The organism is Methylobacterium iners, assembly GCF_022179305.1.
In the GTDB taxonomy this organism is placed as follows: domain Bacteria; phylum Pseudomonadota; class Alphaproteobacteria; order Rhizobiales; family Beijerinckiaceae; genus Methylobacterium; species Methylobacterium iners.
The window spans coordinates 15,242-39,197 of sequence record NZ_BPQP01000002.1; the positions used below are offsets into that span (position 1 = coordinate 15,242).

General features: G+C 60.4%; 21 protein-coding genes and 2 tRNA genes. 14 read left to right on the forward strand and 9 right to left on the reverse strand.

Annotation, left to right across the window (positions count from 1 at the left end; translation table 11 throughout):
• Nucleotides 1-94: 94 nt before the first annotated feature.
• The 3 genes from MFF55_RS00770 to MFF55_RS00780 form a co-directional block, all read right to left on the reverse strand.
• Entirely contained in the window at nucleotides 95-3,253 is a 3,159-nt protein-coding gene (locus tag MFF55_RS00770) for a multidrug efflux RND transporter permease subunit (protein WP_238242127.1), read from the reverse strand.
• Between the two features lie 3 nt (nucleotides 3,254-3,256).
• Nucleotides 3,257-4,501 (reverse strand): efflux RND transporter periplasmic adaptor subunit, encoded by a 1,245-nt coding sequence (locus tag MFF55_RS00775; RefSeq protein WP_238242128.1) that lies wholly within the window; start codon nucleotides 4,499-4,501, stop codon nucleotides 3,257-3,259.
• Between the two features lie 311 nt (nucleotides 4,502-4,812).
• A complete protein-coding gene (locus tag MFF55_RS00780) occupies nucleotides 4,813-5,214 on the reverse strand; it encodes a hypothetical protein (RefSeq protein WP_238242129.1) in 402 nt (133 codons plus the stop codon).
• A gap of 288 nt (nucleotides 5,215-5,502) precedes the next feature.
• Here MFF55_RS00780 and MFF55_RS00785 point away from each other — a divergent pair, with 288 nt between their 5' ends.
• A complete protein-coding gene (locus MFF55_RS00785; protein WP_238242132.1) occupies nucleotides 5,503-6,084 on the forward strand; it encodes a L,D-transpeptidase in 582 nt (193 codons plus the stop codon).
• Between the two features lie 48 nt (nucleotides 6,085-6,132).
• Nucleotides 6,133-6,933 carry a TSUP family transporter gene (locus MFF55_RS00790; RefSeq protein ID WP_238242135.1) on the forward strand — a complete coding sequence of 267 codons (801 nt, stop codon included), beginning with the start codon at nucleotides 6,133-6,135 and terminating at the stop codon, nucleotides 6,931-6,933.
• A gap of 3 nt (nucleotides 6,934-6,936) precedes the next feature.
• Here MFF55_RS00790 and MFF55_RS00795 read toward each other — a convergent pair whose 3' ends face one another.
• Together MFF55_RS00795 and MFF55_RS00800 are read right to left on the reverse strand one after the other, a co-directional pair.
• Nucleotides 6,937-7,983 carry a MaoC family dehydratase gene (locus tag MFF55_RS00795; RefSeq protein WP_238242136.1) on the reverse strand — a complete coding sequence of 349 codons (1,047 nt, stop codon included), beginning with the start codon at nucleotides 7,981-7,983 and terminating at the stop codon, nucleotides 6,937-6,939.
• Nucleotides 7,984-8,020: 37 nt separating this feature from the next.
• Nucleotides 8,021-8,323, reverse strand: a complete 303-nt coding sequence (locus MFF55_RS00800; RefSeq protein WP_238242138.1) for a YggT family protein — start codon at nucleotides 8,321-8,323, stop codon at nucleotides 8,021-8,023.
• Between the two features lie 122 nt (nucleotides 8,324-8,445).
• Between MFF55_RS00800 and MFF55_RS00805 the strand changes: the two genes are divergently transcribed.
• The 6 genes from MFF55_RS00805 to MFF55_RS00825 all read left to right on the forward strand — a co-directional run bounded on the left by MFF55_RS00805 (nucleotide 8,446) and on the right by MFF55_RS00825 (nucleotide 12,951).
• Nucleotides 8,446-8,521, forward strand: a tRNA-Ala gene (locus tag MFF55_RS00805).
• Between the two features lie 292 nt (nucleotides 8,522-8,813).
• The gene (locus MFF55_RS00810) at nucleotides 8,814-9,662 is read left to right on the forward strand and encodes a tyrosine-type recombinase/integrase (protein ID WP_238242140.1); all 849 of its coding nucleotides are present in this window, start codon (nucleotides 8,814-8,816) and stop codon (nucleotides 9,660-9,662) included.
• Nucleotides 9,663-10,025: 363 nt separating this feature from the next.
• Complete coding sequence (locus tag MFF55_RS27040) at nucleotides 10,026-10,613, forward strand: HNH endonuclease (RefSeq protein WP_373874684.1); 588 nt, start codon at nucleotides 10,026-10,028, stop codon at nucleotides 10,611-10,613.
• A 414-nt stretch (nucleotides 10,614-11,027) separates the two neighbouring features.
• On the forward strand, nucleotides 11,028-11,495 hold the full coding sequence (locus MFF55_RS00815; RefSeq protein WP_238242143.1) for a hypothetical protein: 468 nt from the start codon (nucleotides 11,028-11,030) through the stop codon (nucleotides 11,493-11,495).
• Nucleotides 11,496-11,814: 319 nt separating this feature from the next.
• The gene (locus MFF55_RS00820; protein ID WP_238242144.1) at nucleotides 11,815-12,087 is read left to right on the forward strand and encodes a hypothetical protein; all 273 of its coding nucleotides are present in this window, start codon (nucleotides 11,815-11,817) and stop codon (nucleotides 12,085-12,087) included.
• 363 nt (nucleotides 12,088-12,450) lie between these two features.
• On the forward strand, nucleotides 12,451-12,951 hold the full coding sequence (locus MFF55_RS00825) for a response regulator (RefSeq protein WP_306421367.1): 501 nt from the start codon (nucleotides 12,451-12,453) through the stop codon (nucleotides 12,949-12,951).
• 412 nt (nucleotides 12,952-13,363) lie between these two features.
• Here MFF55_RS00825 and MFF55_RS00830 read toward each other — a convergent pair whose 3' ends face one another.
• The 3 genes from MFF55_RS00830 to MFF55_RS00840 all read right to left on the reverse strand — a co-directional run bounded on the left by MFF55_RS00830 (nucleotide 13,364) and on the right by MFF55_RS00840 (nucleotide 14,715).
• Nucleotides 13,364-13,567, reverse strand: a complete 204-nt coding sequence (locus MFF55_RS00830) for a hypothetical protein (protein ID WP_238242145.1) — start codon at nucleotides 13,565-13,567, stop codon at nucleotides 13,364-13,366.
• 172 nt (nucleotides 13,568-13,739) lie between these two features.
• Nucleotides 13,740-13,919, reverse strand: a complete 180-nt coding sequence (locus MFF55_RS00835) for a CsbD family protein (protein WP_238242146.1) — start codon at nucleotides 13,917-13,919, stop codon at nucleotides 13,740-13,742.
• 544 nt (nucleotides 13,920-14,463) lie between these two features.
• Nucleotides 14,464-14,715 (reverse strand): hypothetical protein, encoded by a 252-nt coding sequence (locus MFF55_RS00840; protein ID WP_238242147.1) that lies wholly within the window; start codon nucleotides 14,713-14,715, stop codon nucleotides 14,464-14,466.
• A 1,046-nt stretch (nucleotides 14,716-15,761) separates the two neighbouring features.
• On the opposite strand from MFF55_RS00840, the gene MFF55_RS00850 reads away from it, so the two are divergent.
• The 5 genes from MFF55_RS00850 (at nucleotide 15,762) to MFF55_RS00870 (ending at nucleotide 21,044) form a co-directional block, all read left to right on the forward strand.
• On the forward strand, nucleotides 15,762-16,457 hold the full coding sequence (locus tag MFF55_RS00850) for a recombinase family protein (protein WP_306421368.1): 696 nt from the start codon (nucleotides 15,762-15,764) through the stop codon (nucleotides 16,455-16,457).
• A 133-nt stretch (nucleotides 16,458-16,590) separates the two neighbouring features.
• A complete protein-coding gene (locus MFF55_RS00855; RefSeq protein ID WP_238242148.1) occupies nucleotides 16,591-17,289 on the forward strand; it encodes a hypothetical protein in 699 nt (232 codons plus the stop codon).
• 548 nt (nucleotides 17,290-17,837) lie between these two features.
• Nucleotides 17,838-18,809: a YonV C-terminus-related protein gene (locus MFF55_RS00860; RefSeq protein ID WP_238242149.1), complete on the forward strand. Its 972-nt coding sequence runs from the start codon at nucleotides 17,838-17,840 to the stop codon at nucleotides 18,807-18,809.
• 46 nt (nucleotides 18,810-18,855) lie between these two features.
• The gene (locus MFF55_RS00865) at nucleotides 18,856-19,146 is read left to right on the forward strand and encodes a hypothetical protein (protein ID WP_238242150.1); all 291 of its coding nucleotides are present in this window, start codon (nucleotides 18,856-18,858) and stop codon (nucleotides 19,144-19,146) included.
• A gap of 926 nt (nucleotides 19,147-20,072) precedes the next feature.
• Complete coding sequence (locus tag MFF55_RS00870) at nucleotides 20,073-21,044, forward strand: HIT family protein (protein WP_238242151.1); 972 nt, start codon at nucleotides 20,073-20,075, stop codon at nucleotides 21,042-21,044.
• A gap of 1,145 nt (nucleotides 21,045-22,189) precedes the next feature.
• Here the strand turns inward: MFF55_RS00870 and MFF55_RS00875 are convergent.
• On the reverse strand, nucleotides 22,190-22,510 hold the full coding sequence (locus MFF55_RS00875; RefSeq protein WP_238242152.1) for a hypothetical protein: 321 nt from the start codon (nucleotides 22,508-22,510) through the stop codon (nucleotides 22,190-22,192).
• 934 nt (nucleotides 22,511-23,444) lie between these two features.
• Between MFF55_RS00875 and MFF55_RS00880 the strand changes: the two genes are divergently transcribed.
• Nucleotides 23,445-23,520: transfer RNA gene (locus tag MFF55_RS00880), tRNA-Ala, on the forward strand.
• Nucleotides 23,521-23,956: the final 436 nt, after the last annotated feature.

Sequence of the window (23,956 nt, forward strand, 5' to 3'; positions counted from 1 at the left end):
GTTGGAGGTGGGGGTGGCTGGGTGACCCTGCCGCTCACTAGGCGGAACCACCCCCACCCTCGATCCCTCCCCACAAGGGGGAGGGAAGCGACTGCTACTCCGCCGGGGCGGGATGGCCGCCCGGTTCCGGAGCAGCCTCCGGCTTCAAGCCCTCTTCCACGTCCTTGCGCCGGAAGAAGCGCATCACGACGACGAAGAACACCGGCACGAACAGCACCGCCAGCACGGTCGCCGAGATCATGCCGCCCATCACGCCGGTGCCGATCGCCTGCTGGCTCTTCGAGGCGGCGCCGGTGGCGATGGCGAGTGGCACGACGCCGAAGATGAAGGCCAGCGAGGTCATGACGATCGGGCGGAAGCGCAGCGTCGCCGCCTCGATGGTGGCATCGACGATCGAGGTGCCGGGCTTCCAGAGGTCCTTGGCGAACTCGACGATCAGGATCGCGTTCTTGGCCGACAGGCCGATGATCGTGATGAGCCCGATCTTGAAGTAGACGTCGTTGGGCATGCCGCGCAGGTAGACCGCCGCCACCGAGCCGACGACGCCGAGCGGGATGACCAGCAGCACCGAGAACGGGATCGACCAGCTCTCGTAGAGCGCGGCCAGGCACAGGAACACGATCAGCACGGAGAGCGCGAGGAGCAGGGTGGCCTGACTGCCCGCCTGCTTCTCCTGCAGCGACTGCCCGGTCCAGGCGTAGCCGAAGCCCTTGGGCAATTGCTGCATCAGGCGCTCCATCTCGGCGATGGTGTCGCCGGAGGTGTAGCCCGGCGCCGGCTCGCCGGTGATGCGCACCGATTGATAGCCGTTGAAGCCGATGATCTGGGCCGGGCCGACGCTCCACTTCAGGTCGGCGAAGGACGACATCGGCACCATCGTGCCCTGCGCGTTCTTGACCCCGTAATTCAGGAGGTCGGTGGCCTGCAGACGCTGGAGGTCCTCGGATTGGACGATCACGCGCTGCATCTTGCCGCGGTTCGGGAAGTCGTTGGTGTAGACGGAGCCGAGATTGACCTGGATCGTCTGGTTGATCTCCTCGAAGCTGACGCCGAGCGCCGCCGCCTTCTCGCGGTCGATGACGAGCTCGGCCTGGGGTGCCGGCGGCAGGCCCTCGACATAGACCTTCTGGAGCACGGGGCTCTTCTTGGCGAGCGAAAGCAGCTGCTCCTGCGCCGCCATCAGGGCCGAGTAGCCCTTCTGCGCCCGATCCTGCAGGCGGAACGAGAAGCCTGAGGCGTTGCCGAGGTTGTCGATCGGCGGCGGTTCGAGCGCCTGGATCACCGCGTCGCGGTAGCCCGAGAGCGCCTTGTTGGTGCCCTCCACGAGCTTGGCCGCGGAGTTGGCCGCGTCGCGCTCGCTCCAGGGCTTCAGGGTCACGAAGGCCTGGGACGTCATCTGGCCCTGGCCCGAGAACGAGAAGCCGTTGACGATCGTCACGGTCGCCACGCCGGGCTGCGCGAGCAGGTGCTCCTCGACCTTCTTCACGGCGGCGGCCGTGCGGTTGAACGAGGAGCCGGGCGGCGTCTGGATGTCGACGGTGAAGAAGCCCTGGTCCTCCACCGGCAGGAAGCCCTCGGGCATCCGCACGAAGGCGTAGGCGAGGCCGGCGACGAGGATGAGGTAGATCACCATCACGCGGCCCGACCGTGCGATGAGGGCCGAGACGCCGCGGCCGTAGCGCGCGGTCTCGCGGTCGACGAGGCGGTTGAACCAGCCGAAGACCCCGCCCTTGGCGTGGCCGTGCCCCTTCTCGACGGGCTTGAGCAGGGTCGCGCAGAGCGCCGGCGTCAGGGTGAGCGCGAGCAGCGCCGAGAAGGCGATCGAGGTCACCATCGCGATCGAGAACTGCCGGTAGATGATGCCCACCGAGCCGGGGAAGAAGGCCATCGGGATGAACACCGCGACGAGCACCAGCGTGATGCCGATGATGGCGCCGGTGATCTGGCTCATCGCCTTCTTGGTGGCCTCCTTCGGGGAGAGGCCCTCCTCGTTCATGATGCGCTCGACGTTCTCGACGACGACGATGGCGTCGTCGACGAGGATGCCGATGGCGAGCACCATGCCGAACATCGTCAGCACGTTCACCGAGAAGCCCGAGAGCAGCATCACCAGGCAGGTGCCCATGAGCGCGATCGGCACGACGATGGTCGGGATCAGCGTGTAGCGGATGTTCTGCAGGAACAGGTACATCACCACGAAGACGAGCACGACCGCCTCAATCAAGGTCATGAAGACCTTCTTGATCGAGGCGTTCACGGCCGGGGTGATGTCGTAGGGAATGTCCCACTTCACGTTGGAGGGGAAGAACTGGGACAGTTCCTCCATCTTGGCGCGGATGGCCGAGGCCGTCTGGAGGGCGTTGCCGTCGGGCGCGAGCGTCACGGAAATGCCGGCTGCCTCGCCGCCGTTGAGCCGGGTCGTGAACTTGTAATCCTCGCCGCCGAGCTCGATCCGCGCGATGTCGCGCAGGCGCACGTTGGAGCCGTCCGGATTGGCCCGCAGGACGATCGCGCCGAACTCCTCCGGCGCCGTCATCTGCCCCTTGACGATGATCGGGAAGTTGATCGGGTTCGTCGAGGGGCTCGGCTGGGCGCCCACCGCGCCCGAGGCGATCTGCGCGTTCTGCGCCGTGATCGCCTTCGAGACGTCGGAGGCGTTGAGCGACAGGCCCCGCAGCTTGTCGGGGTCGATCCAGACGCGCAGGCTGCGCTCAGTGGAGTAGAGCGTGGCGCGGCCGACGCCGGGAATGCGGCGGATTTCGTTGATGACGTTGCGGATGAGGAAGTCGCCGAGCGCGATCTCGTCCATCGAGCCGTCGGGCGACACCATGGTGATGATCTGGAGCGTCGCGGCGGAGGCCTCCTCCACGAGGGTGCCCTGCTGGCGCACCTCCGCCGGAAGCCGCGCCTCGATGCGCTTGAGCCGGTTCTGGACCTCGACGCCGGCGAGGCTCGGATCGGTGCCGGGCTGGAACTGCGCGGTGATCTCGACGACGCCGAACCCGTCGCTGGCGGATTCGAAGCTGAGGATGTTGGCCGCGCCGTTCAGCTCATCCTCGATGAGCCGCGTGGTGCCCGTGTAGAGGTTCTCCACCGAGGCGCCCGGATAGGCGGTGGACAGCGCGATCGAGGGCGGCGCGATGATCGGATACTGCGCGATCGGCAGGTTCGGGAGCGCGAGGGCGCCGCCCAGGCAGATGAACAGCGCGATGACCCAGGCGAAGACCGGACGGTCGATGAAGAAGCGGGCCATGGCTCAGCGCACCTCGACGACCGGCTGTGCCGCCTGAGGCACCTCGGTCCCGTCCGGTTCCTGGGCCTTGAGCTCCGCCTGGGCGACGCTCCCCATGGGGTCGACGGGCTTGACCTGCATTCCCGCGCTGATCTTCTGGACGCCCTCGACCACGACGCGGTCGCCGGGCTTCAGGCCTTCGCGGATGACCCATTGGTTCTCGACCACCGGCCCGACCTCGACGGGCTGGAGCATGACCTTGTCGCCCTCGCGCACCACCCAGACCTCGGACTTGCCGTCATTGGTGCGCTGAACGGCCTGCTGGGGCACGGCGATGGCGTCGGTGTCGATGCCCTGCTTGATCCGCGCCCGCACGTACATGCCGGGAAAGAGCTCGTCCTGCGGGTTGGGGAACAGCACGCGCAGGGTGACCTGGCCGGTGCTCGGGTCGGCGGTCACCTCGGAGAACAGGAGCTTGCCGGCGGAAGGATAGAAGGCGCCGTCATCCATGATCAGGCGGACGTTCGCGGAATCGTTGGCGAGCCGCGAGAGCTCGCCGCTGGCGAGGTCGCGCCGGAGCTTGTTCAACTCGCCGACCGATTGGGTGATGTCGACGTAGATCGGGTCGAGCTGCTGGATCGTGGCGAGGTTCGCCGTCCCGCCCTGCTCGACCAGCGCACCTTCCGTCAGCAGCGCGCGGCCGATGCGTCCCGAGATCGGGGCGCGCACATCCGTGTAGCCGAGGTTGAGCCTGGCGCGATCGCGGGCCGCCTTGGCGCCGGCGACCTCCGCCTCCGCCTGCTTCTGCGCGGCATAGGCCGAGTCGTATTGTGCCTGGCTCGCGGTCTGGCGCGAGAGCAGCTGCTCGAGCCGGTCCGCCTGCTGCTGCGCGAGCACGAGGGCCGCCTCGGTGCGGGCGAGCACGGCCTCCGCGCTCTGCAGCTCGACCTGGAACGGCGCGGGATCGATCTTGTAGAGGACGTCGCCCTCCTTGACCAAGCTGCCCTGCTCGAAGGTCCGCTTGATCACGAGCCCGGCGACGCGCGAGCGCACCTCCGCGATCCGCAAGGGTGCGACGCGGCCGGGCAGGTCGCGCTGGTAGGGGATCGGCTGCGCCTTGACCGTGACGATGCTGACCTCGGGCGGCGGCGGCGGCACGGTCGCGGCACCTTGCTGCTTCTGGTTGCAAGCCGAGAGGACGAGCAGGATGGCGCCACCGGTGAGTGAGGCCGGCCAGGTCCAGCGGACTTGGTTGATGAGGGTCGTCACGATCGATCTGCTCCTGCGGCGTTCGTCAGTGCAGGCCGCATTCGCAGCCGCCGCCAACGTTCCATGGATAATCTCGAGCCCTTCGCCGCAGCCGGCTTGCGCGGCTCGTGGCTGTGGCAAGCGCCGGGCCACCGTGATCGGGGCCCGGACGTAGGATGCAGGGTGCACCGCGGGAAGAGTCCGTCCGTTCCGCCCCGCAGAGGCGGACGGCGCGGTGCGTCGCGCACGACCTTGACGGTTGTGGGGCAGATCGCACGATGCGCCGGCGATGCCGCGGCTCCGCGCGGAAATGTGATCGCGCGAAGAGCGTCTCAGGCCGCGAGGCGGGGAGGGCGCTCCGGAAGGCGCCCGTCGGCTATCGAAGCCAGGTCGATCTGGGGCCGCGGCAGGCGCCGACCGGCATCAAGGTTCGACGGCCCTGCATGGGCCGAGGCGCCCTGCCAAGGGTCACCGGCCACCTCCTCGGCATCGATCGCAGCGATGCCGAACGAGCGCGACGCCGGCTCGGGGACGTCCGGCACGGCCATCTGGATCACCGCTCCGGATGCTCCGCCCATCTCGGTCGGCGCCGTACGGCCATCCGCTGCGACGGCGAAGACGAGGAGCAGGATCGAGAGGCAGACGAGCAGCGACGGCGCGACGCGCCCGAGGCTCGCGCGGGCCATCACCTTCGATGCGAGGTCCCCGAGGGAGGAGCGGCGCATGATCGACATGGAAGGCTGCAATCTCACGGTTGTGACAGTGGTGGCAGGCTGGGCCGCCTGCAATCGACCTGCGACATCCTGTCAAAGCTCCGAACCATCGTGTTCGGTAGGAGCACCGGGCGTGGTGAACATTCCGTTGCCGGAATCCCACGCGCGGGCCGCGTCGTGGCGGCCGGCGGTTGACCTGCCCGGCCGTCGCGGCCAAGCCTGGCCCGCTTGAACCGCCGCAGAGCCCCTCAACAGGACCCGACATCCCGTCTTCGCCGGCGATGGCCCGTCCGGTCAGAAAGGAAGTCCATGCGTCAGCGCCGCACTCGTCTCGCAATCGCATTCCAAGTCGGCGCGCTCGCCGTCGCCGTGGCGGCTGCGCAACCGGCGCCGGCGGGCCCGTTCGACAGCGGCCCGATCGCCGACTTCATGAACATCTTCCGGGAACAGGCGATCCCCCGCGAGACCGTCGCCTGGACGGGCGGGGAGAAGCCCGGCACCATCGTGATCGCCACCGGCAAGCGCCGCCTGTACTACGTGCTCGGCGGGGGCCAAGCCATCCGCTACGGCGTCGGTGTCGGCCGCCAGGGCTTCTCCTGGGCGGGCGTGAAGACCGTGACGATGAAGAAGGAATGGCCGGACTGGCGGCCGCCGCCACAGATGCTGGCGCGCCGGCCCGACCTGCCGCGCTACATGGCCGGCGGCCAGGACAACCCGCTCGGCGCGCGCGCCCTCTATCTCGGCTCCTCGCTCTACCGCATCCATGGTTCGAACGAGCCCGAGACGATCGGGGCGGCGGTCTCGTCCGGCTGCATCCGCATGACCAACCGGGACATCGTGGACCTCTACGATCGGACGCGGGTCGGCACGAAGGTCATCGTGCGCAACTGAGAAGCGCGGCCGTCCGGTCCCGGCCGGCCCGGCCGGGGAGGGCAGGTTTTGCTGGAAATCGATCAAAGCCTCATCGCCGTGCTGTTCGCGGTCGCGGCGGGGGCGGCCTGCGTCGACGCGATCGCGGGCGGCGGTGGTCTGCTGACCCTCCCGGCGCTGCTGCTCGCCGGGCTCGATCCCGTCGCGGCCATCGCTACGAGCAAGCTCCAAGCCAGCGCCGGCACGGTCTCGGCGACGATCGCCTTCGCCCGACGCGGACTGATACGCTGGTCGGAGGCCTGGAAGATCGCCCTCGCCGCCGGCCTCGCCTCGATGGCCGGAGCCCTGTGCGTGAGCCTGCTGCCGCGCGCGGTGCTGGAGGCCGCCGTGCCCGTGCTGCTCATCGGCATCGCGCTCTACTTCGCCACGGCCCGGCGGATGAGCAGCGAGGACGCGGCCGCGCGGGTCACGCCGGCCTTCTTCGCGCTCACCCTCGCCCCGGCGGTCGGCTTCTACGACGGCGTGTTCGGACCCGGCGCCGGGTCCTTCTACATGATCGGCTTCGTGACCCTGCTGGGGCTCGGCGTGGTCCGGGCGACCGCCCACACAAAGCTGGCCAACGCGGCGAGCAATGTCGGCAGCCTGGCGCTCTTCGCGCTCTCGGGCCACGTCGTCTGGACGATCGGTCTCGCGATGGCGGCGGGCGCCTTCCTCGGCGCGCAGGTGGGCTCGCGCCTGGCGATGCGCCTCGGCGCACGGCTGATCCGGCCGCTCCTCGTCACCATCGCCTGCGCGATGGCGGTGCGGCTGCTGGCCAATCCGGAGAACCCGCTGCGGCAGGCGGTGTCGGGGCTCTTCGTCGACGGCTGAGGATCAGCGCGGGATGAACGCCCAGTAGTCGAGATCGAGGATCACGGCGGGGTCGTACCCTTCGCCCTGCCGGTCCGGGTACGCGCCGCAGGGCTGGTTCTTCGTCGCCACCGTGCGCAGGCGCAGGGCTCCGATGTCGGTGCGGCCGGGCAATTCGGCCCTCTCCACCACCTCGCTCCAGGCATAGACCGTGTCGCCGGCGAAGAGCGGCGCCACGTGGCGGCCGGCATTGATGCCGGCGAGCGCGAAGGCGTTGGCGAGGCCGTTGAAGCTCAGGGCGCGGGCGAGCGAGATGACGTGGCCGCCATAGATCAGGCGCTTGCCGAACTTGGTCTCGCGGGTCGCCACCGCATCGAAATGCACCTTGGCGGTATTCTGGTAGAGCCGGGTCGCGATCTGGTGCTCGGCCTCTTCCACCGTCATGCCGTCGACGTGATCGATCTTCTCGCCGGCCTGATAATCGGCGAAGCGGTGAGGGCTCCCGGCGAGTTCGAGATCGTAGGCCGAGGCATCCAGGGGAGGGAGCGCGCCGGCGAGGTCGGAGGGATCGACGACCTTGGCGAAGGTCGGCACGTGCTCCTGCGCGATCGTCGCCTCGGGATCGCGCTTGCGCACGAGCACCCAGCGGCAATAGCTCAGCACCGTCTCGCCCTTCTCGTCGGAGCCCGTCGAGCGGACGTAGACCACCCCGGTCTGCCGGTTCGAGCTCTCCTTGAGCCCGATCACCTCGGAGACGGTCGAGAGCGTCTCGCCGGGATAGACGGGCCGGCGGAAGCCGCCCTCGGCGTAGCCGAGATTGGCGAGCGCGTTGAGCGAGATGTCCGGCACCGTCTTGCCGAACACGACGTGGAAGGTGAGGAGATCGTCGAGCGGGCTCCGCGGATAGCCGATCGCCCGCGCGAAGGCGTCCGAGGACTGGACCGCGAAGCGCGACCCGTAGAGGGCCGTGTAGAGGGCGACGTCGCCGCTCGTCACCGTGCGCGGCGTGGCATGGCGGATGGTCTCGCCGAGGCGGTAATCCTCGAAGAAGCGGCCGGGATTGGTCTTCATCGGCGTCAGTCGCGTCCTCTGGGTCGCCAAGCCGCGCTCAGCGGATGGTGACGGTGCTCGTCGTCGGGATGAACTCGTGCAGGAGGCGGCTGACGAAGAGCAGCAGCAAGACGAGGACGATCGGCGAGAGATCGACGCCGCCGAGATTGGGCAGGATGTTGCGGATCGGCCGCAGCGCCGGCTCGGTCAGCCGGTAGAGCACCTCGCCGATCTGGGAGACGACCGGGTTGCGCACGTTGACCACGTTGAAGGCCACGAGCCAGCTCAGGACCGCGCTCGCGATCAGCACGTAGATGTAGAGCTGCACCACGGTGTCGAAGAGCCAGAGAAAGGCGTTCATGCGCGGGTCCGATGTCCTCGTCGGCCCGTGCACGTGCTCGGCGGCTTCGCGCGCGACGGCTCGGGGCTGATGCGGAATTGACAGGCCAAGCCGCCCAAGCCTACAAGGCCGGCGCCTCGGAAGGGGCTGTAGCTCAGATGGGAGAGCGCCGCAATCGCACTGCGGAGGTCAGGGGTTCGAATCCCCTCAGCTCCACCAGGTTTCTTGCAAGCCTGGTGAATGGCTTAGGTCTCATTGAGGCGCACCACCGGTAACCCTGAAGGTCAACCTGTCACACTGGTGTCACACCGGATGACGGGAACGACAGGGAATGGCTACAATCCGGAAGCGGGGTTCATCCTGGCAGGCCCAAGTGCGCCGCCAAGGCTCTCCACCTATCTCAAGAAGCTTCGCCCTGAAGGCTGATGCTCTCCGGTGGGTCCGGGAAACAGAGCGCTCGATCGATAGGGCGGACCTGCCGACCACTACCAAGGACCTTCAGCGTATCACCGTGGCTGACCTGCTGGCCCGCTATGAGGCGGAGATGACGGTCAAGAAGCGTGGGACAGACCGGGAGCGCTACAAGCTGAGGGTTATTCGGTCGCACCCTATCGCAGGCCTTCCCCTGGCCAAGCTGTCAACCGTGGCTGTTTCTCAGTACCGTGACGATAGGCTGAGAGTCGTACAGGGTGGCACCGTCAGGCGGGAGCTGGCCATCCTCCAGCACTGCCTTGAGGTCGCACGAAAGGAGTGGGGTACACCGCTGCTGACCAACCCTGTCCAGAGCGTCACCCTTCCTGAGCCCTCCAGAGCCCGGGATCAGCGCCTTGAGGCAGAGGCAGGACAGAAGCTCCACGCCGCCATCGGATCAGCCCACGCTTGGTACCTGAGGCCTCTCATGGAGTTGGCCATCGAGACAGGCATGAGGCGCGGCGAACTGTTGGCCCTCCTGTGGAGCCATGTCAGCCTGGAAAAACGAACGGCCCACCTCCCCATCACCAAGAACGGCCACGCTCGGACGGTGGCGCTTACACCCAAGGCTATTGAGGTACTGAGGGCGCTGCCTAGGACTGACCCTCGTGTCTTCCCTGTCAGTGGCAATGCCGTTCGCTTGGCTTGGGAGCGCCTGAGGGTACGAGCAGGACTGCCGGGGCTACGGTTTCACGATCTCAGACACGAGGCTGTCAGCAGATTCTTTGAGGCAGGACTGAGCATCCCTGAGGTCGCCCTGATGTCCGGCCACCGCGATACCCGGATGCTGATGCGCTACACCCACTTGAGGCCTGAGGACGTGGCTGAGAAGCTCGCAAGGGCAGCGAGCGTCAAAGAGACGAGCATACCTACCCTGGGCATTCCCTAAGCTAAGCCTTAAGCTCTTACCACAGCGCCGCTGGCGGGAGGGCCGGACATGGAGAGCTTGGATGTCGTTGCTGAACGAGTGCGACGCCTAGACCTCTGGGAAAGCCTCCAAGCTAGCGGTGCGCCTGTACATCTCCCCTCGCTGCTAAATGAACAACGAATATTCTACGGCGGCCGGGGCATCTGGGTTCATCAAGATCGAACTAAAGGCTTGGGAGGCAGTCCAAGCGGCGTCTCAGTTTCGCTTCTTCATACTGGATCCTCCTACGCGGATGATTTGAGCGAAGACGGTGTGATCTATCACTACCCGAAAACTAAGGTGCCGGGCCGGGATCAATCGGAGGTCGAAGCAACGAAGGCTGCCATGCGACTTAGGCTTCCGGTCTTTGTCGTCACCTACCCTACTCCTGGTGCCGCCACACGAAAGGTTCACCTTGGGTGGGTCCAAGGCTATGACGATGCTGAAGGGTGGTTCTTGGTCACGTTCGGTGACGCTCCAGGAGAGATAGCTGAACAGGGCATTGAGGAGGCAGCGTTCACCCCCGTGGGGCCTAAGGTCCGCAGGCAGCAACTCACTAAGGCTCGCATAGGTCAGCCTCGGTTCAAGTTCAGGGTCTTCCAGCGATACGGCGGACGGTGTGCTGCTTGCGGCCTTATCGTACAAGAGATGCTCGAAGCTGCTCACATTATCCCGGCTGAGCACGGTGGAACCGATGATCCCCGGAACGGCCTAGTCTTGTGCTGCAACCATCATAGCGCTTTCGATCGGGGTTTGCTTCTGATCCACCCGGAGACATTGCGGTTTGAGGCTCGGGATCATCTTCTCGAACACATCCAGGTAACTCAAAGCAGCCTTTCTTCCTTGCCCAACAAGCCACACCCGGAAGCGCTGCGCTTAAGATGGCAGATGCAAATGGAAGAGGCTCGTCTTCAGCGGCCAGAAGCTCTTTGAAGACTCCGCTTGCTCTCGCATGGTGGAGGCTTGACCGGCTTTGTGAGGTTGGGCGGCCCCAAGAGGCTGTAAGTGCTCCGCTGCCGTTTGCAGCGATCCTGGAAGCTTCCTCGGCTGACTATTTAACAACAGCAATCTCCTGGCGGGGTTGTTTATGTGTGAGTCTAAGAGGGACTGCTCAGGCCGGGTATTACAGCCACGGGAAGAGCCAGTGACGAACCTTGAGGCTGCTCTTAAGTGGCTTGGTGAGATAATGATCTGACAGGGGGAACTACGATGCCTCAGCCGCTACTACGCAAAGTCAAATCGTGGAGCCCAAATCCTACCTGGGTGAGAGATCATCGGCCAGAGTGCGTAGCGGCGATTGGGCTGATTGTATTGGCATGGATCAGATTAGAGTCTGAGCTGCGGTCTATGATTTCAGGAGTCATGGGCCGGAGTTCAAGAGGAGATGACGGCGGATGGGGCATCAATCCAAACTGGATTGTGGACAAAGTTATACAAGAGACTCAAACAAACTACGCTAGGGTAAACATCACTAATTGCATCCTCAGAGAACTTCTCAAGGATGATCCACTAGAGAAAGTGTGGATCAGACTAGCTGAGCGTCTCAACTCAGTGGCGCATCAGCGCAACATAATAGTCCATTCAGAATGGGCTTGGTCCGAAGATGCTCCTGAAGGAATTATACAACTATGCAGTGATGAAAAACATAAGTTTTGGATAGAAAGTGACTTCGCTGATGTATTTTCCAGAACCAAATCCCTTGAGACCGATATTCATGCGTTCATGCGGGAGGTGCTTATCGCAATCCACGATCGAAGGGTTACGAGATTTGTTACCCCTGAGATGATCGTAAAGAGTGATGCTGGTCGTGACTAACGTCACACACTGCCTGCGAACAACCCCATAGGCCCAAGGGTGCCGTAGCTAACCCCTGCCAACGATCCCGCTCTTCCTTCAACTCATTAGCTCGACGCTGTTCGACCTCTAGGGCAGCCCTGAGTGCATCCACCTGTGAAGCCCTTTGCCGCTCTAGGTCACTCTCTTCCCGTAGCTTCTGGTATCGCCCCTGTTCGGCCTCTAGGGCTGACAAGACCTGAGGCTAACCCCTGATGAAATGGACACCCAAGTCCGACACACCGAGAACTAAGCACCCTTGAAGCCGTTGATCCTCTAAAACATCGGAGGAACGCCTGTCATGAGTGGATGCTGGCTCTGCGACACCGGACAGGGTGTGTTTCGCATTGAGATCAAGCCTATCGCCGGGCAAGTTGGCTTCGTCATTTTCTTTGAGGATGAACCACTTGGGTGCTGTCCTACCGCAGAGGCTGCTTTAAAACGGTTGGTTCAGTGCGAAACCTACAAGCCAGCCAGTGGCCTCGACATCAGGCGGCTGAACGTGCCGACCGTGATCACCGACTGGGTGTATGCAGCAGAACCTGCGGCCCGCTCTTCAGCCTTACATGTGTAATTCATTGTGATGACAAAGCTGAAGAACGACTAATGCCGGAAGGTTGGAGCATGGCGCGGCAGTTGCTCCCTGTACTCCTAAGAACCGGCCTAAATCACCACTAACCTCTGAGACGCCTACCCTCTAAGCCGCTTTACCTGTGTGCCCCCGTGCCACCCCCTCCCGTCCTTTGATCAAGCAGAGGAAGGGCATGGGTGTACCTTAGGAGACTGCCACCTCCATTTCGATTGCGTGCAACCGATCTCCAATATACCATGCGTCGCTCATTCGATCCCTCAACCCCGGGGATCATCATCGCTGAGCCTGAGTGGCGCAAAGCCCTCTGACCTGACGACGATTAGGTTTAGGGCTCAAGGTGCAGCGATGACAGCCAACCCACATCAGCAGTCTGCAGCCGTCCTGATCGTTGAGGATGACCTGTTGGTGCGCATGATCTCCAGCGACATTCTGACGGACGCAGGGTTTCGAGCCTTTGAAGCCCACGATGCTCAGGAAGCCATGACCTTGCTGGAAGTGCGAACTGATGTGCGGGTTGTGTTCACCGACCGGAACATGCCGGGCGAGATGGATGGGATTGGGCTCGCTCGCCTTGTCAGGAAGCGTTGGCCTGAGGTTGGCATCATTGTGACCTCCGGTAAGATGCAGCCTGCGCCGGGTGATCTGCCTGAGGGTGTGAAGTTCCTTCTGAAGCCTTATCGCCCTTCAACACTGATCGAGGAGGTCGAAGCGTTGGTGAGTGCAGGCGGCGATGTCGAGCAAGGTGCTTCCGTGCTCCCAGAAGGCATGGTGATGCAGAGCCCGGTCATGGCTGAGGTCGGTGGACAGGGCATCGCAGCGGCAGTAGCTGAGGCTGACAAGAGCTAGGTGGCAGTCACGGCCGAGCTTTAGGCATAGGTAGAAACCGACTCATTTGCTGCAAACCCCAGAGACCGTCACCCTCTACCTCAGTCCACCTATGTTCCCCCCGTGCCACCCCCAGACCCTCCTGATTGAAGAAGGGGGTGAGACAGCTAGTGGGATAGTTCAGCCGCGAAGGCCAAAGAACGACAGGATAGCGAGCACGACCACAACTAGGCCGATGATGTAGATGATATTATTCATGGTGGTGCCCTCACTAGCAGTAATAAGCTTCAACATCCCGGAAGGCTTAGGCGTTCCCGAGGTGTTGCTCTGACCAGCTTGGTCAGGAGGTTTTTGCAAGGGCTTCCCCAATCTCTGCCCCTCAGGTCGCTTTGAGTGAACAGCGTAGCCACGGGTTCGCCACCGTGGAGGGATGTCAGCCTCGCGCGCTCATGTTGCCGCTCATCTTCTCGCAAGAAGCCTTCTTACCCTTCATCCTGGCGTAGTTCATCGCCATGCCACCCTTGCCGCACATCATCGCGCCTTTGCCCTTGCTACCACCACCGCAGCAACTCATGGCGAATGCAGGTGCAGCAGTGAGGAACAATAGGGTGACAGTGGCCGCTGTGAGCTTCTTCATCGATCATTCTCCATCAAGTCACCCACATACATAGGGCGGGATAGGGAGAACGTCGGCAGGAGCCGAAACACTGCAAACTATTGAAGCCGCAACATTCTAAAAGATTTCAACTGTGTTCCCCCCTCGCGGACAAACACCTACGTACGCGAGAGGGCTTGTTCAGGAGTAGGCCTTACTTACCCTTAAGGGTGTCTTTGATGCCGCCCACAACGTTCTGGACCTTGCCCTTCACCTGGTCCGCAACGCCCTCGTTTTTAAGCTTCTCGTCGCCCGTTAACGTACCGACACCTTCCTTGACCTTGCCGCCCAGGTTTGTAGCCGATCCTTCGACGCGATCCTTATCGACAGCCATAGCGACCTCCTTGCTGTTGCAGGTGTCATTGCACGGCACCTACAAAGAAACGGACGGTGAACCTAAACCGTTCCGATGCTCTCCAACAAGTAGCTGGCAACGAGCAGATGGTGACCTATTGAAGAGCGAGCAGGCTAAAGGTTTTACATCGAAGGAATACGTCAAGATATGAAAGCAATCCTCATACACATATTTCTTAGTGCCACAGGAACGCCTCTTGACAATGGAGTTCAGATTGAACCGACGATCTATAGCCCTGAGGAATGTAAATATGAACTTATTCGCTTGAAGGTGGATCGAGCTATTCAGCAGGTTCAGGTGAAGTCCGAATGTGTCCTGATCGGCCCTCGTGACCTTCAGAGCCTCGCCAAGAGCGCTACGGAAGCTGTGGGCAAGTAGAGCAGATGACTGCGCTTAAGGAACTAGGAGGCTCGAAGGACGGCGTTTACGTAATGACTGAAAGTTTCATAATGATTTGAGACCTTTGCCCCCTCAGCCGCTTCGCCCGTGCTCCCTCCGCACCTCACCCCTCCGGTCACCTCGATCAGACACGGGGGTTGATTCCCTCCAGCACCTCGAAAAAGTAGTACCCGGTCACCCGCGAGGCTTCCGTTGCGGCCTGAGGTACGAAGCCAGACGGAGGCTCTTCCAAGGTGCTGGTGCCGCTGTAGGCCCAGGTCTGACTGGTGACGAACAACGGTACCGGCTGATCCTGGCGAACCGCACATCGTAGGGAGGGCCGCTGCTTCCGGTAGAACACGTTGAAGGCAGCGTAGGCCGCGAGGTGTCGATGCATCTTGCCACTTCCCAGTCTGGGGGCGGCCTTGAATCACAGCAGCAGCAAGCGTGGCAATGTCACTGGATGGGGCAAACCAAGCTGCAATCTGATCGGCTTCTCAGTGTGTCTCATGTGGCACAATGGGAGCTGACGGCTGATTGATACGGAGATGTGAGACGCCTACCCTCTACCCCGCTTCACCCGTCTTCCCCCCTCTGCCCCTCCAGATCGCCTTTGATTGAGCTGAGGTAGAGAATGGGTGTGCCAGGGTAAGGCCTCGCTCAGGCGTTCTGCACGGGCTCTGCATCGGCAAGCGAGGGGACGTAGGCGCACCACCCACAATGCCCTTTGTCGGCTGCCTTAGGGGCGTTCCATTGGGAGCATTCAGGACAGACCTTGAGGGTGAATGAGCCACCTCTGCGCAGGGCTTGGCCGCGACCCTTGAACGTGATCGGCTCGCCACTTTGAGGACGGTTCGGTTGTTCGCTGGTCACCAATGATCGCTCCCCCATTGCTTCTGGGGTACGAGCATATTGCGGCGCAACATAGGCTGTGATTGCCAATGTGCCGCTTCGAAGGATCGGTGTCGGCTCAAGAGCAATCGCTACGACCTACGTCCCCTCCCTTTCAATCAGGACCTCATTCCCGCCGGGGGGCTCACTCACGGTCTTGCGGAGGGCTGTCCGGGCAGAGCCGTGTGTCGCCCGGGCTGAGCGATGTTCTGCTGCTACCTCCAATCCATCTGTGATGTGGGCCGGGAGGTTTGCGGCAGCCCAATACGGGATGAGCAAAGCGATCTCTCGGCCATCTGGAGCCTTGAACCGCAGAGCTAGTGTGTCGCCGCCGTCCATTGTCTCAACGCTCGTAAAATCAGCGACCGAGAGGACAACGGGTTTCACACTGTGAGGCACGATATGGCTCCGACCTACGCTGTCCCGCCCTCGCAAAAGCCCGGCCAATCCTCAGGGTCCGCACCTTGAGCGACTAAAGGAATGAACATCGAATTGACTGCCAGTTCCTCATGACTTTACATTTGTCGCACCGGACGTAGCGACTGGTGTAAGATGTCCATGCATGCCGGCAAGTACGTGGCCTACTACCGCGTCTCAACGGATCGGCAGGGTAAGAGCGGGCTAGGGCTGGAGGCACAGGAGCAGACCGTCAGGGACCGGCTGAACGGGGGTGATTGGTCTCTCGTCGGGCATGTCACCGAGGTGGAGACCGGGACCAACAAGAAGGTGAGACCGGAGTTGGACCGGGCCTTGGGGCTGTGCCGGGTCATGGGTGCCAAGCTTATTGTCGCGAATGTCTCTCGGCTGACCCGTGATCCTGACTTCATGCGCAGGCTGGCTGACGCTGGAGTGGAGGTGGAGTTCTGTGACCTGCCCAAGGTGGAGGGTGCGGTGGGGACCTTCATGCTTCGCCAGATGCTCGCTGTGGCTGAGCTAGAGGCCGGAATGATCAGCGAGAGGACGAAGAAGGCGCTGGCAGCGGCCAAGGCACGAGGGGTGAAGCTCGGGGGTGATAGGGGCAACCTGCCTGAGGTGGCGGAGAAGGGGCGTGCTCTCAGCCTCAAGACACGTCAGCAGCGGGCATCACAGAAGGCGGCCGACCTAGCTCCGATCATCAGAGAGCTTCAGGCATCCGGGATCACCAATGCGAGCGGTATTGCCAAGGCGCTGAACGACAAGGGCATCCCAACGAGTAGGGGTGGTACCTGGCAGGCCATTCAGGTTCTGAGGGTGCTGGCACGGGTGTGAGAAAAAAGTTTTGGCACAGAACGTGGCACAAAGGTCATCCAAGTCATTGTAGCGGAATACATCTGCAGCGGATGTTCCAGAACATAAAATATTTATTGCTGTTGACACCCATGTAAGCGTATTCGAGAAAGTCATGCCTGCCTCTCCCAAGGTAGGTATGCGGATATGCCTAATGCACAAATGGTGTCATTCACCGGGTTGCTCGGAGAGAGCAGCTACGCGGTATGGAAACTATTGCTCGAAACACGCCTCTGCCAAGAGGAGACATGGCGATTCCCTACAGAAGGGTGTCACCAAGTCCGACCTTAAACCGTACATTGAGTTGATACAGGAGAGGAGAGCTAAGCACCCCGAGAAGAAAGCATGGATATCAATGGAGGAGAGATGGAAGGCTCAGGTGGAGATATGCGTTGGCATAGCCAATGATCATGGGCCTATGAACAAGTACAAGAGAATAGCAGCGAAGGAGATTGTGAAGGTCGGTCACAACGTCGAACATAAGACTGTCGTTGATACCGTGTTGGCGATGTACCTTTTGCAGGAACTCGAATCACGACGCTTTAGGAGTGACCTAGCATTTTGGACTCAGCTTGTTCGCCGGGTGAGAGGGTTGACCGAGTTGAACTCAGGAATGTGGGTCGACCCTAAGACACTCAGGCGGAAGACCGCTGCGATGGAGTTATGCCCAAGGGCGGCCGAAGCCATGGTTTTCTACATCAAGCAAGCCCTGGGGGTATGCGGGCTGTGGCTTGCTGCCTTTGAACGAAAGGAGGAGGAACGCAGACGACAAGATGCCTTGAACTTCTTTGCTGAACTGAAAGAGCTTGCCTGACGTACTAGCGCAAGCACGGTCACAGACGACAATCGCTCCAAGTCCGGAAACACTGAAGACAAAACCGGACCTCACCTGATTCCCTGCTCCGAAACCGAGGCTTATCAAGGCCGGCTTCCATGCCGTATGCCATTGCAGAAACACGTCTTTTTGGATCGAGGGCAGTTTGGGGGAGCGGAGAACAAAGAGCCGAGAGCAGTGCTTCCTTATAGAGAAGACATAAGATTATGACACTTAGAAGAGAGACATAAAGGACAATGATACATGTCATAGATTCAGAAATGGGAAGTGGTAAGACAAGAGGTATCACTGAGTGGTTGGAGTCAGATGTATCGACACAATCCAATGACACTAAGTACATCTATGTCACACCCTTCCTAGACGAAGTTAAGCGTGTGATGCAGTTGTGTCCTCAGGCCAACTTCCATACACCTAATAATGAGGATTGGTCGACAAAGAGCAAGCATCTGACACATCTCGTCAGTAAGTCACACAACATAGCTACGACACATTCGTTATTCTCACTGATCACTCAGGATATGTGTCGCATGCTTAGAGAAAGAAGATACGTTCTTATCCTAGATGAAGTGATGGAGTGTGTCTCTAAGTACAACGCGTTATCTGATCATGATATCAAGGTGCTTCTTAAGTCAGGATATGTCTCGCCGTGTGAGAACACAAGCAACCTCATATGGTCGGAAATTGATGACGATAAGTACATCGGTAAGTTCGGCGCAGTCAGACACCTTTGCCTGAATCGAAAGTTAGACCTTTACGGAGGCAAGGTCCTACTTGAGACATTCCCCATCGAGTTCCTTAACTGCTTCTCAGAAGTCTACATCCTGACTTACCTCTTCAAAGGATCAGCGATGTCGTCATATCTGAAGGCTCATGGTCTCACCTATGAGATGCTGACGATACAGGACAACAAGATCAAGCCTTGGTCGGAGTTCTGTGATGAGAGTTCGAGAAAGCGTGATCTAAGAGGGTTGATCACGATTTACGAAGGACCAATGAATAAGATAGGAACCAAGATTGGTCAGTCGTGCCCGTTATCTTCAACATGGTATGACACTCAAGCGACCCAGAAAACTAGCGCTATTGCCTCTCTGAAGGCCTCCACGGGACATTACTTCAAGAAAGTTGCTGACACACGAGCCATCGATAACGCTTGGACCGTCTTCAAACCCCAGGTGAAGCGACTCAAAGGTGACGGTTACTCCAAAGGTTGGATACCGGTGAACTGCCGTGCAACCAATCAGTACATCGACAAACGATCACTCGCCTACCTTTGCAACGTGTTCCACAACCCAACCATCGTCCAGTACTTCAAACAGCGGGGAATCGCGTTCAACCAAGATCTCTATGCTCTCTCTGAAATGCTCCAGTGGATCTGGCGGTCTCAGATCAGGCGGTGCGATCCCATACACCTCTTCATTCCATCTGAGCGAATGAGAGGCCTGCTGTACCTCTGGCTTAACACCCGGAGTACACCCGAGTTGATCAGACAACTTAGCTGATCGCTGGGTCACAGCGGCTCAATGCCGTCCCGAAGAACCATCAACTATGGAGATTACCGTACGTAAAACCAAGAAACCCAGCGTCTACAAATCCTACCTCGGTGACACCCTCCTCTGCACTACCCGTCAGCCCTTCTATGACGGAGCACGGGAGCTACTGAGGATGGGCTACCCAAGTGAGACAGTGGTGAACATGCGTCACCAGGGGAAGACTTATCCGTCCTTCGTTCCCACCACGCTTGGCGAAGCTGCAAAGCTCACCGTGATCGAGAATGATCAGGAAGGGCCGAAGCTGGTGAACCACCAAGCCAACCCCTTCGCTGAAGCGAGACGATGACGAGCAGACGGTTGCCGCGTAGGATCGATTCTGAGCGGTAGCCATACGACCACCAGCGGCCGAGAAGGTCTTTCCGGGTTCACAGTACCTCGGAGGCTTACCGGCCGCTGGTGAACGTGCTTGCTCGATGCTGATTGCGGAGTTCGATCTTCAGATGCGGCTATTAGTACTCATCACTGCTAGCGCTCATCCGGCGTGAAATGTAGTCGCCAGAGTAGGAGCGCTGGCCAAAGATCAACCACGCTAAGCCGAAGCCAACTGCTCCAGCCACCAACCAGCCAGTCATCGTTGCGTTATCGACTTCACCCATCGCTCGGCTGCCCTGGCGGTAGTATGCTGCACCACGACTGGATACCTCATCCCAAGCATCCGATGCTCTACTGGTGACGCCTTCGAGAGCCTCCCGAGCCTGATCAGCCATTCCGCTGCCACCAGATTGCTGGCTCGGCCGTGAGCCGCCTTGTCCGCCCGACTGGCTCCGAGTTCCGCCTTGTGGGTTGTTGGGCATTTGCCGCTCTCCCTATCGGTTCTCGTACAGGCCTCTTTCCTATCGGGTTCAGCACGACCTCAGACTGCTTCCAGAACGTAGCTCATGCTGCCAGCCGATGGTGACCCGCTACTGCAACGATCCACCGTCGCTGAGTGATCCCTACCTACTGCTTCCTGGCAGCCTCCAGGATCAATTCTGAGCACCAGGGCAGCGTCACCAGCGGCAACGAAGCGATCTTGAGTCCCTGAGTAGCCTGGGGCCAAACAACGGCTGTACGAGGGCGCTTCCTGGGGTGTTGCTCGGGTCAGACTTGAGGGAGAGTGCTCGGCAGTGTTTCGCTTGGTGTTCTCCCTCATCTTCCCCTGACTTAGGCTGTTCGCCTCAAATGTCCTCGCCCTTCGATACGCTGCGCCGCTTCCTCGCTGAGGAGATGCGGATGTCGCACATCTACCAACCACTGATGCTGAGGGCGCTCCTTGAAGGCGGTGGCTGGGCATCAACACGCACGATTGCAGCGTCCTTCTTGGAGCGGGACGAGAGCCAGATCGACTACTACTCAGAGATCGTGAAGCGGATGCCAGGGCGGGTGCTCTCTTCCCACGGTCTAGTGAAGCGTGAGGGTCATGGCTTCCGCTTGGTTCCTGAGATTGCTCATCTGACGCAGGAGGAGAAGGCGCAACTCCAACAACTCTGTGATGATGCAGTCGCCGCCTACATGGTGAAACGAGGCAAGCGGCTGTACGCTCATCGTCACACTGCTCCCGGCGATGTCTCAGGTAACGACCGCTATGAGGTGCTGAAGAGGGCTGGCTACCGCTGTGAGCTATGCGGTGTTCCGGCCGACGAACGTGTACTGCACGTGGACCACATCGTTCCTCGGCGGCATGGGGGAGGCGATGACAGGGCCAACCTTCAGGCTCTCTGCTACCTTTGCAATGGGAACAAGGGAGCGAGGGACGACACCGACTTCAGAGCGGTCCGTACCAGTGCTGATGCTCGTGAGGCAGGGTGCCCCTTCTGCGATCATGAAGGCCGGGAACTCGTAGCTGAGAACAGCCTCGCGGTAGCCTTCCGCGATCTTTACCCGGTCACACCTCTGCACACCTTGGTTGTCCCGCGTCGGCATGCACTGACGTTCTTCGACCTCTACGAACCAGAGCGGAGAGCGATGAACCTGCTGCTAGACGAGGTGCGTGCTCGGATCGAGAGTGCTGATCCATCGGTCACAGGGTTCAACATCGGGATGAACTGTGGTGAGGATGCAGGGCAGACGGTGAACCATGCACACATTCACCTGATTCCGCGACGGAATGGTGACGTTGAGCAGCCAAGGGGTGGTGTCCGAGGTATCATACCAGGCAAGTCCAGCTACTATCCGTCCTCGCAAAGAGCCAGGTCAAACGATTAAACGCAGCCCGCAGGGTTCAGGCAATGCTGTGAGCAAAGGTGCTCAGGCATCCTTCCAAGCTTAGCAACACTCAGGCTTTGCGGCTGGCGGTACGTGATGAAACGTATCCTGACATTAGTGCCGAGGCTGCGTAAGATCCTTGGACTACCAATTGCATCATCACTGCATTCATGAAGACAGACGAGAGCGGCCTGCCGTACAGAGCTCCCTCAATACCAATGGCTAGCGCCAAGCCTGTTATGACTAGCAACATGATAGGCCACTTGAAGGCCCATCCCAGAACCGCTCCAAGTACAGTGAAAATGATAATACTCATGACGTGCCACCTGAAATGGCATCTGAGCATACCTACGTACAATGGAGGATACAAGACTAAATCGGCGTAGCTATTGTGCAAGGCAATATATCAAGTGCACCGCAGCAATTATGGAAGAAGGAAACTCACCAAGCTGTAAGCGGCCCAGGCGAGGAACATCACCCAAATCAGCGTCAGCGCGAAGCCGAGGGCCATGATGACGGGGATGGAAAGATTCTGGACGATGTTTTTGACACCCACGAGTCGTCGAGAGAGCTTCAAGCCGCCAGCGCGACGAGTGGGTCCCTCCGTTGTCATCTTTGAGGTGCTTCGCTGCAAGACGACAGACCCGATCTGAGTCCAACTCGGTGTGGCTTAGGGTTAGGCGCCCTTAACGCCGCAGTAGGAGAAACCGTTCAGAGAAAGATCAGTTTGTAGAATTCTTATGTCGAGGCACTGCCGCAGGCGTCTCCTTACCAGCAGGCTTTCGCTTAAGCTAAGCAGTAGACTACGTATGTTTATTACCGCACTTCGGCAGCGCCAAGACGGCATTACCCCTGGTCCGAGCAAGGTAGGCACTGGCAAGCTGAGCTACGTCTCTCGGAGTACGCTTGTGGTTCGATGCGTCAGCCATGAGTGACCCTCCATGAGAACGGAACAGGAACAACACGATTCCGTTCCTAGGGTCAAGCTTGGATCGGACGGAGGCTCAGAACCCGCGAGACACGGCGATGAGAATGCCATTCAGACGGTGTGCGTCATGCTCGCATTCACCTGATCCCGCGACGAAGGGGGACGTGGCTGAGCCAAGGGGCGGAGTGCGTGGAGTGATCCCGGGGGAGGCAAGCTGCTAGGCTACACTCCTGCGCCGCCAAGGCTTCACCATCAGGACGAATGCGAGCACCACTCCGGCGGCGTACCAGCCATGAAGGGAGTGGTAGCCTTCCTCTGGCGTCCAAACGAAACCGCCCAGGAAAACGAAGCTGATCCAGTCCGTGAGGATTCGGAAGGTGAGAGCCCAAGGCGTTTGTGTGATCGGGTCTGACTGATAATAGGCGAAGCCAAGGTTGGTCAAAGCAAACAGGAGCCCACCGAAAGGTAGACCGAGAAACAACGAGTATATGGCCTTCAGGAAGATGGTGGGCCAATCGTTCCGTGGCGCTGCAGCCATGAGCAATTCCTTAGGTGCATGTGCCCGATACGACTGATTTGTCCGATTGATTTTGAAGCAGTGTAGGTATCTGAAGCAATATGCTAGGCTCCGATCCCCTTTGAAGCCAGAGCGCCAGCAGAAGCTTGACACTGTACGGCGGCACTTCCTGGCTTTCGCTCTGGTCGGACTTGGAGGAGAGTGCCAGCAAGGTATTGCATGGTGTTCTCCCACCCAAAGAGGATCGTCAATGATTGATGCTGAGCAGTCGCCCTCAGTCCTTCAGTGTTACAAAGACGATTTGCCCCTTCAACGTCGAACCGGCTGACCAGCCATAAGCGCGTTCAGGATTGCCTCACGTACCTCGTTGCTCAGACTTGAAAACGGCGGAAGGTTAATTGCGACATCACGAGTGACTGGAAGCTTGTTCTGCCCGTCAAAGATTGCGGCTGCACTCCGCTTTACTTCTTCCAGCGTAAGCTCCTCGGTTTGAAGAAGGTCGCCGACTGTGGGAGGAAGAGAGTTATCATACATTGGGTACGTCGCACATTTCATGAGAGATTAAGGTCTTTAGGTAGGAACGTGAACGTCGCTTCGGGTGAATGGCAGCCACCCAGTTCCTGCAAGACTGACGTGGCGTGACCATGGCGTTCAGCGAGGTAAGCTCGGAACCCGCGAAACACGGCGATGAGGACAACCGTCAGCAGAAGGGAGAAGCAGATCGAGCCGACGCAGCCGAGCCGGTTGGTTCCAGGTGAGCGGCGAAACACAAGCAGGTGAGGGGACTTCGGCCTAAACTATCAGGGTCAAGCTTGTCACAGTGGTGTCACAGCGCGTGTCACACCGATGCTCAAAATCGGCACTCAGCGGCCTCTTGCAAAGGAGGTATAAGCGGGCTACCAAGAAGATGTAACGGGTTGATTCATAAGGGTTTACCGGTTTCGGCGCCTCGGAAGGGGCTGTAGCTCAGATGGGAGAGCGCCGCAATCGCACTGCGGAGGTCAGGGGTTCGAATCCCCTCAGCTCCACCAGGCAGTCTCTGAAAAAGCACGAGTTCTGGGTGCTTTGGGAGAATGCCGGTGGCACAGTGACTTAGCCCCTCAGTTTAGCAGCTTCGCCGGTCTCTGGCTGACGTTCCAGGTCCAAGTAGGCCTGTCTCGGGCTCTGTCTCAGCTGCTTCAGAAAGCGTTTCCGCAGATGCTCGGATGCGAGCTGATGCCGCACTGCTTGATGGCGCCGGCAGGTCTGGTGCACTGGTGAACCGTCATCGTCGTTGGGGCACAGGAACGAACGCCATCGTTCCTGCTCGATCGTCAGCGATCAGTAAGCATCTCAACGCAAGTCGCTGCAGCTAAAAACCGAGCGCCTGCTCCTGCTCAGTCCAGGCGGCGGGCAGGGCAACCAAGTTCCTGATGCCGATGCCGCGCGGCAGTCGCCCGTCTACGATGGCCTGCACGATGGCGGGCG

Bases quoted from the DNA above. Each gene is read 5' to 3' on its own strand.
- MFF55_RS00770 (WP_238242127.1), bottom strand. From the start codon at position 3,253: ATGGCCCGCTTCTTCATCGACCGTCCGGTCTTCGCCTGGGTCATCGCG.
- MFF55_RS00780 (WP_238242129.1), bottom strand. From the start codon at position 5,214: ATGTCGATCATGCGCCGCTCCTCCCTCGGGGACCTCGCATCGAAGGTG.
- MFF55_RS00785 (WP_238242132.1), top strand. From the start codon at position 5,503: ATGCGTCAGCGCCGCACTCGTCTCGCAATCGCATTCCAAGTCGGCGCG.
- MFF55_RS00795 (WP_238242136.1), bottom strand. From the start codon at position 7,983: ATGAAGACCAATCCCGGCCGCTTCTTCGAGGATTACCGCCTCGGCGAG.
- MFF55_RS00800 (WP_238242138.1), bottom strand. From the start codon at position 8,323: ATGAACGCCTTTCTCTGGCTCTTCGACACCGTGGTGCAGCTCTACATC.
- MFF55_RS27040 (WP_373874684.1), top strand. From the start codon at position 10,026: ATGCGACTTAGGCTTCCGGTCTTTGTCGTCACCTACCCTACTCCTGGT.
- MFF55_RS00815 (WP_238242143.1), top strand. From the start codon at position 11,028: ATGATTTCAGGAGTCATGGGCCGGAGTTCAAGAGGAGATGACGGCGGA.
- MFF55_RS00820 (WP_238242144.1), top strand. From the start codon at position 11,815: ATGAGTGGATGCTGGCTCTGCGACACCGGACAGGGTGTGTTTCGCATT.
- MFF55_RS00825 (WP_306421367.1), top strand. From the start codon at position 12,451: ATGACAGCCAACCCACATCAGCAGTCTGCAGCCGTCCTGATCGTTGAG.
- MFF55_RS00830 (WP_238242145.1), bottom strand. From the start codon at position 13,567: ATGAAGAAGCTCACAGCGGCCACTGTCACCCTATTGTTCCTCACTGCT.
- MFF55_RS00835 (WP_238242146.1), bottom strand. From the start codon at position 13,919: ATGGCTGTCGATAAGGATCGCGTCGAAGGATCGGCTACAAACCTGGGC.
- MFF55_RS00840 (WP_238242147.1), bottom strand. From the start codon at position 14,715: ATGCATCGACACCTCGCGGCCTACGCTGCCTTCAACGTGTTCTACCGG.
- MFF55_RS00850 (WP_306421368.1), top strand. From the start codon at position 15,762: ATGTCCATGCATGCCGGCAAGTACGTGGCCTACTACCGCGTCTCAACG.
- MFF55_RS00855 (WP_238242148.1), top strand. From the start codon at position 16,591: ATGCCTGCCTCTCCCAAGGTAGGTATGCGGATATGCCTAATGCACAAA.
- MFF55_RS00860 (WP_238242149.1), top strand. From the start codon at position 17,838: ATGCTTAGAGAAAGAAGATACGTTCTTATCCTAGATGAAGTGATGGAG.
- MFF55_RS00865 (WP_238242150.1), top strand. From the start codon at position 18,856: ATGGAGATTACCGTACGTAAAACCAAGAAACCCAGCGTCTACAAATCC.
- MFF55_RS00870 (WP_238242151.1), top strand. From the start codon at position 20,073: ATGTCGCACATCTACCAACCACTGATGCTGAGGGCGCTCCTTGAAGGC.
- MFF55_RS00875 (WP_238242152.1), bottom strand. From the start codon at position 22,510: ATGGCTGCAGCGCCACGGAACGATTGGCCCACCATCTTCCTGAAGGCC.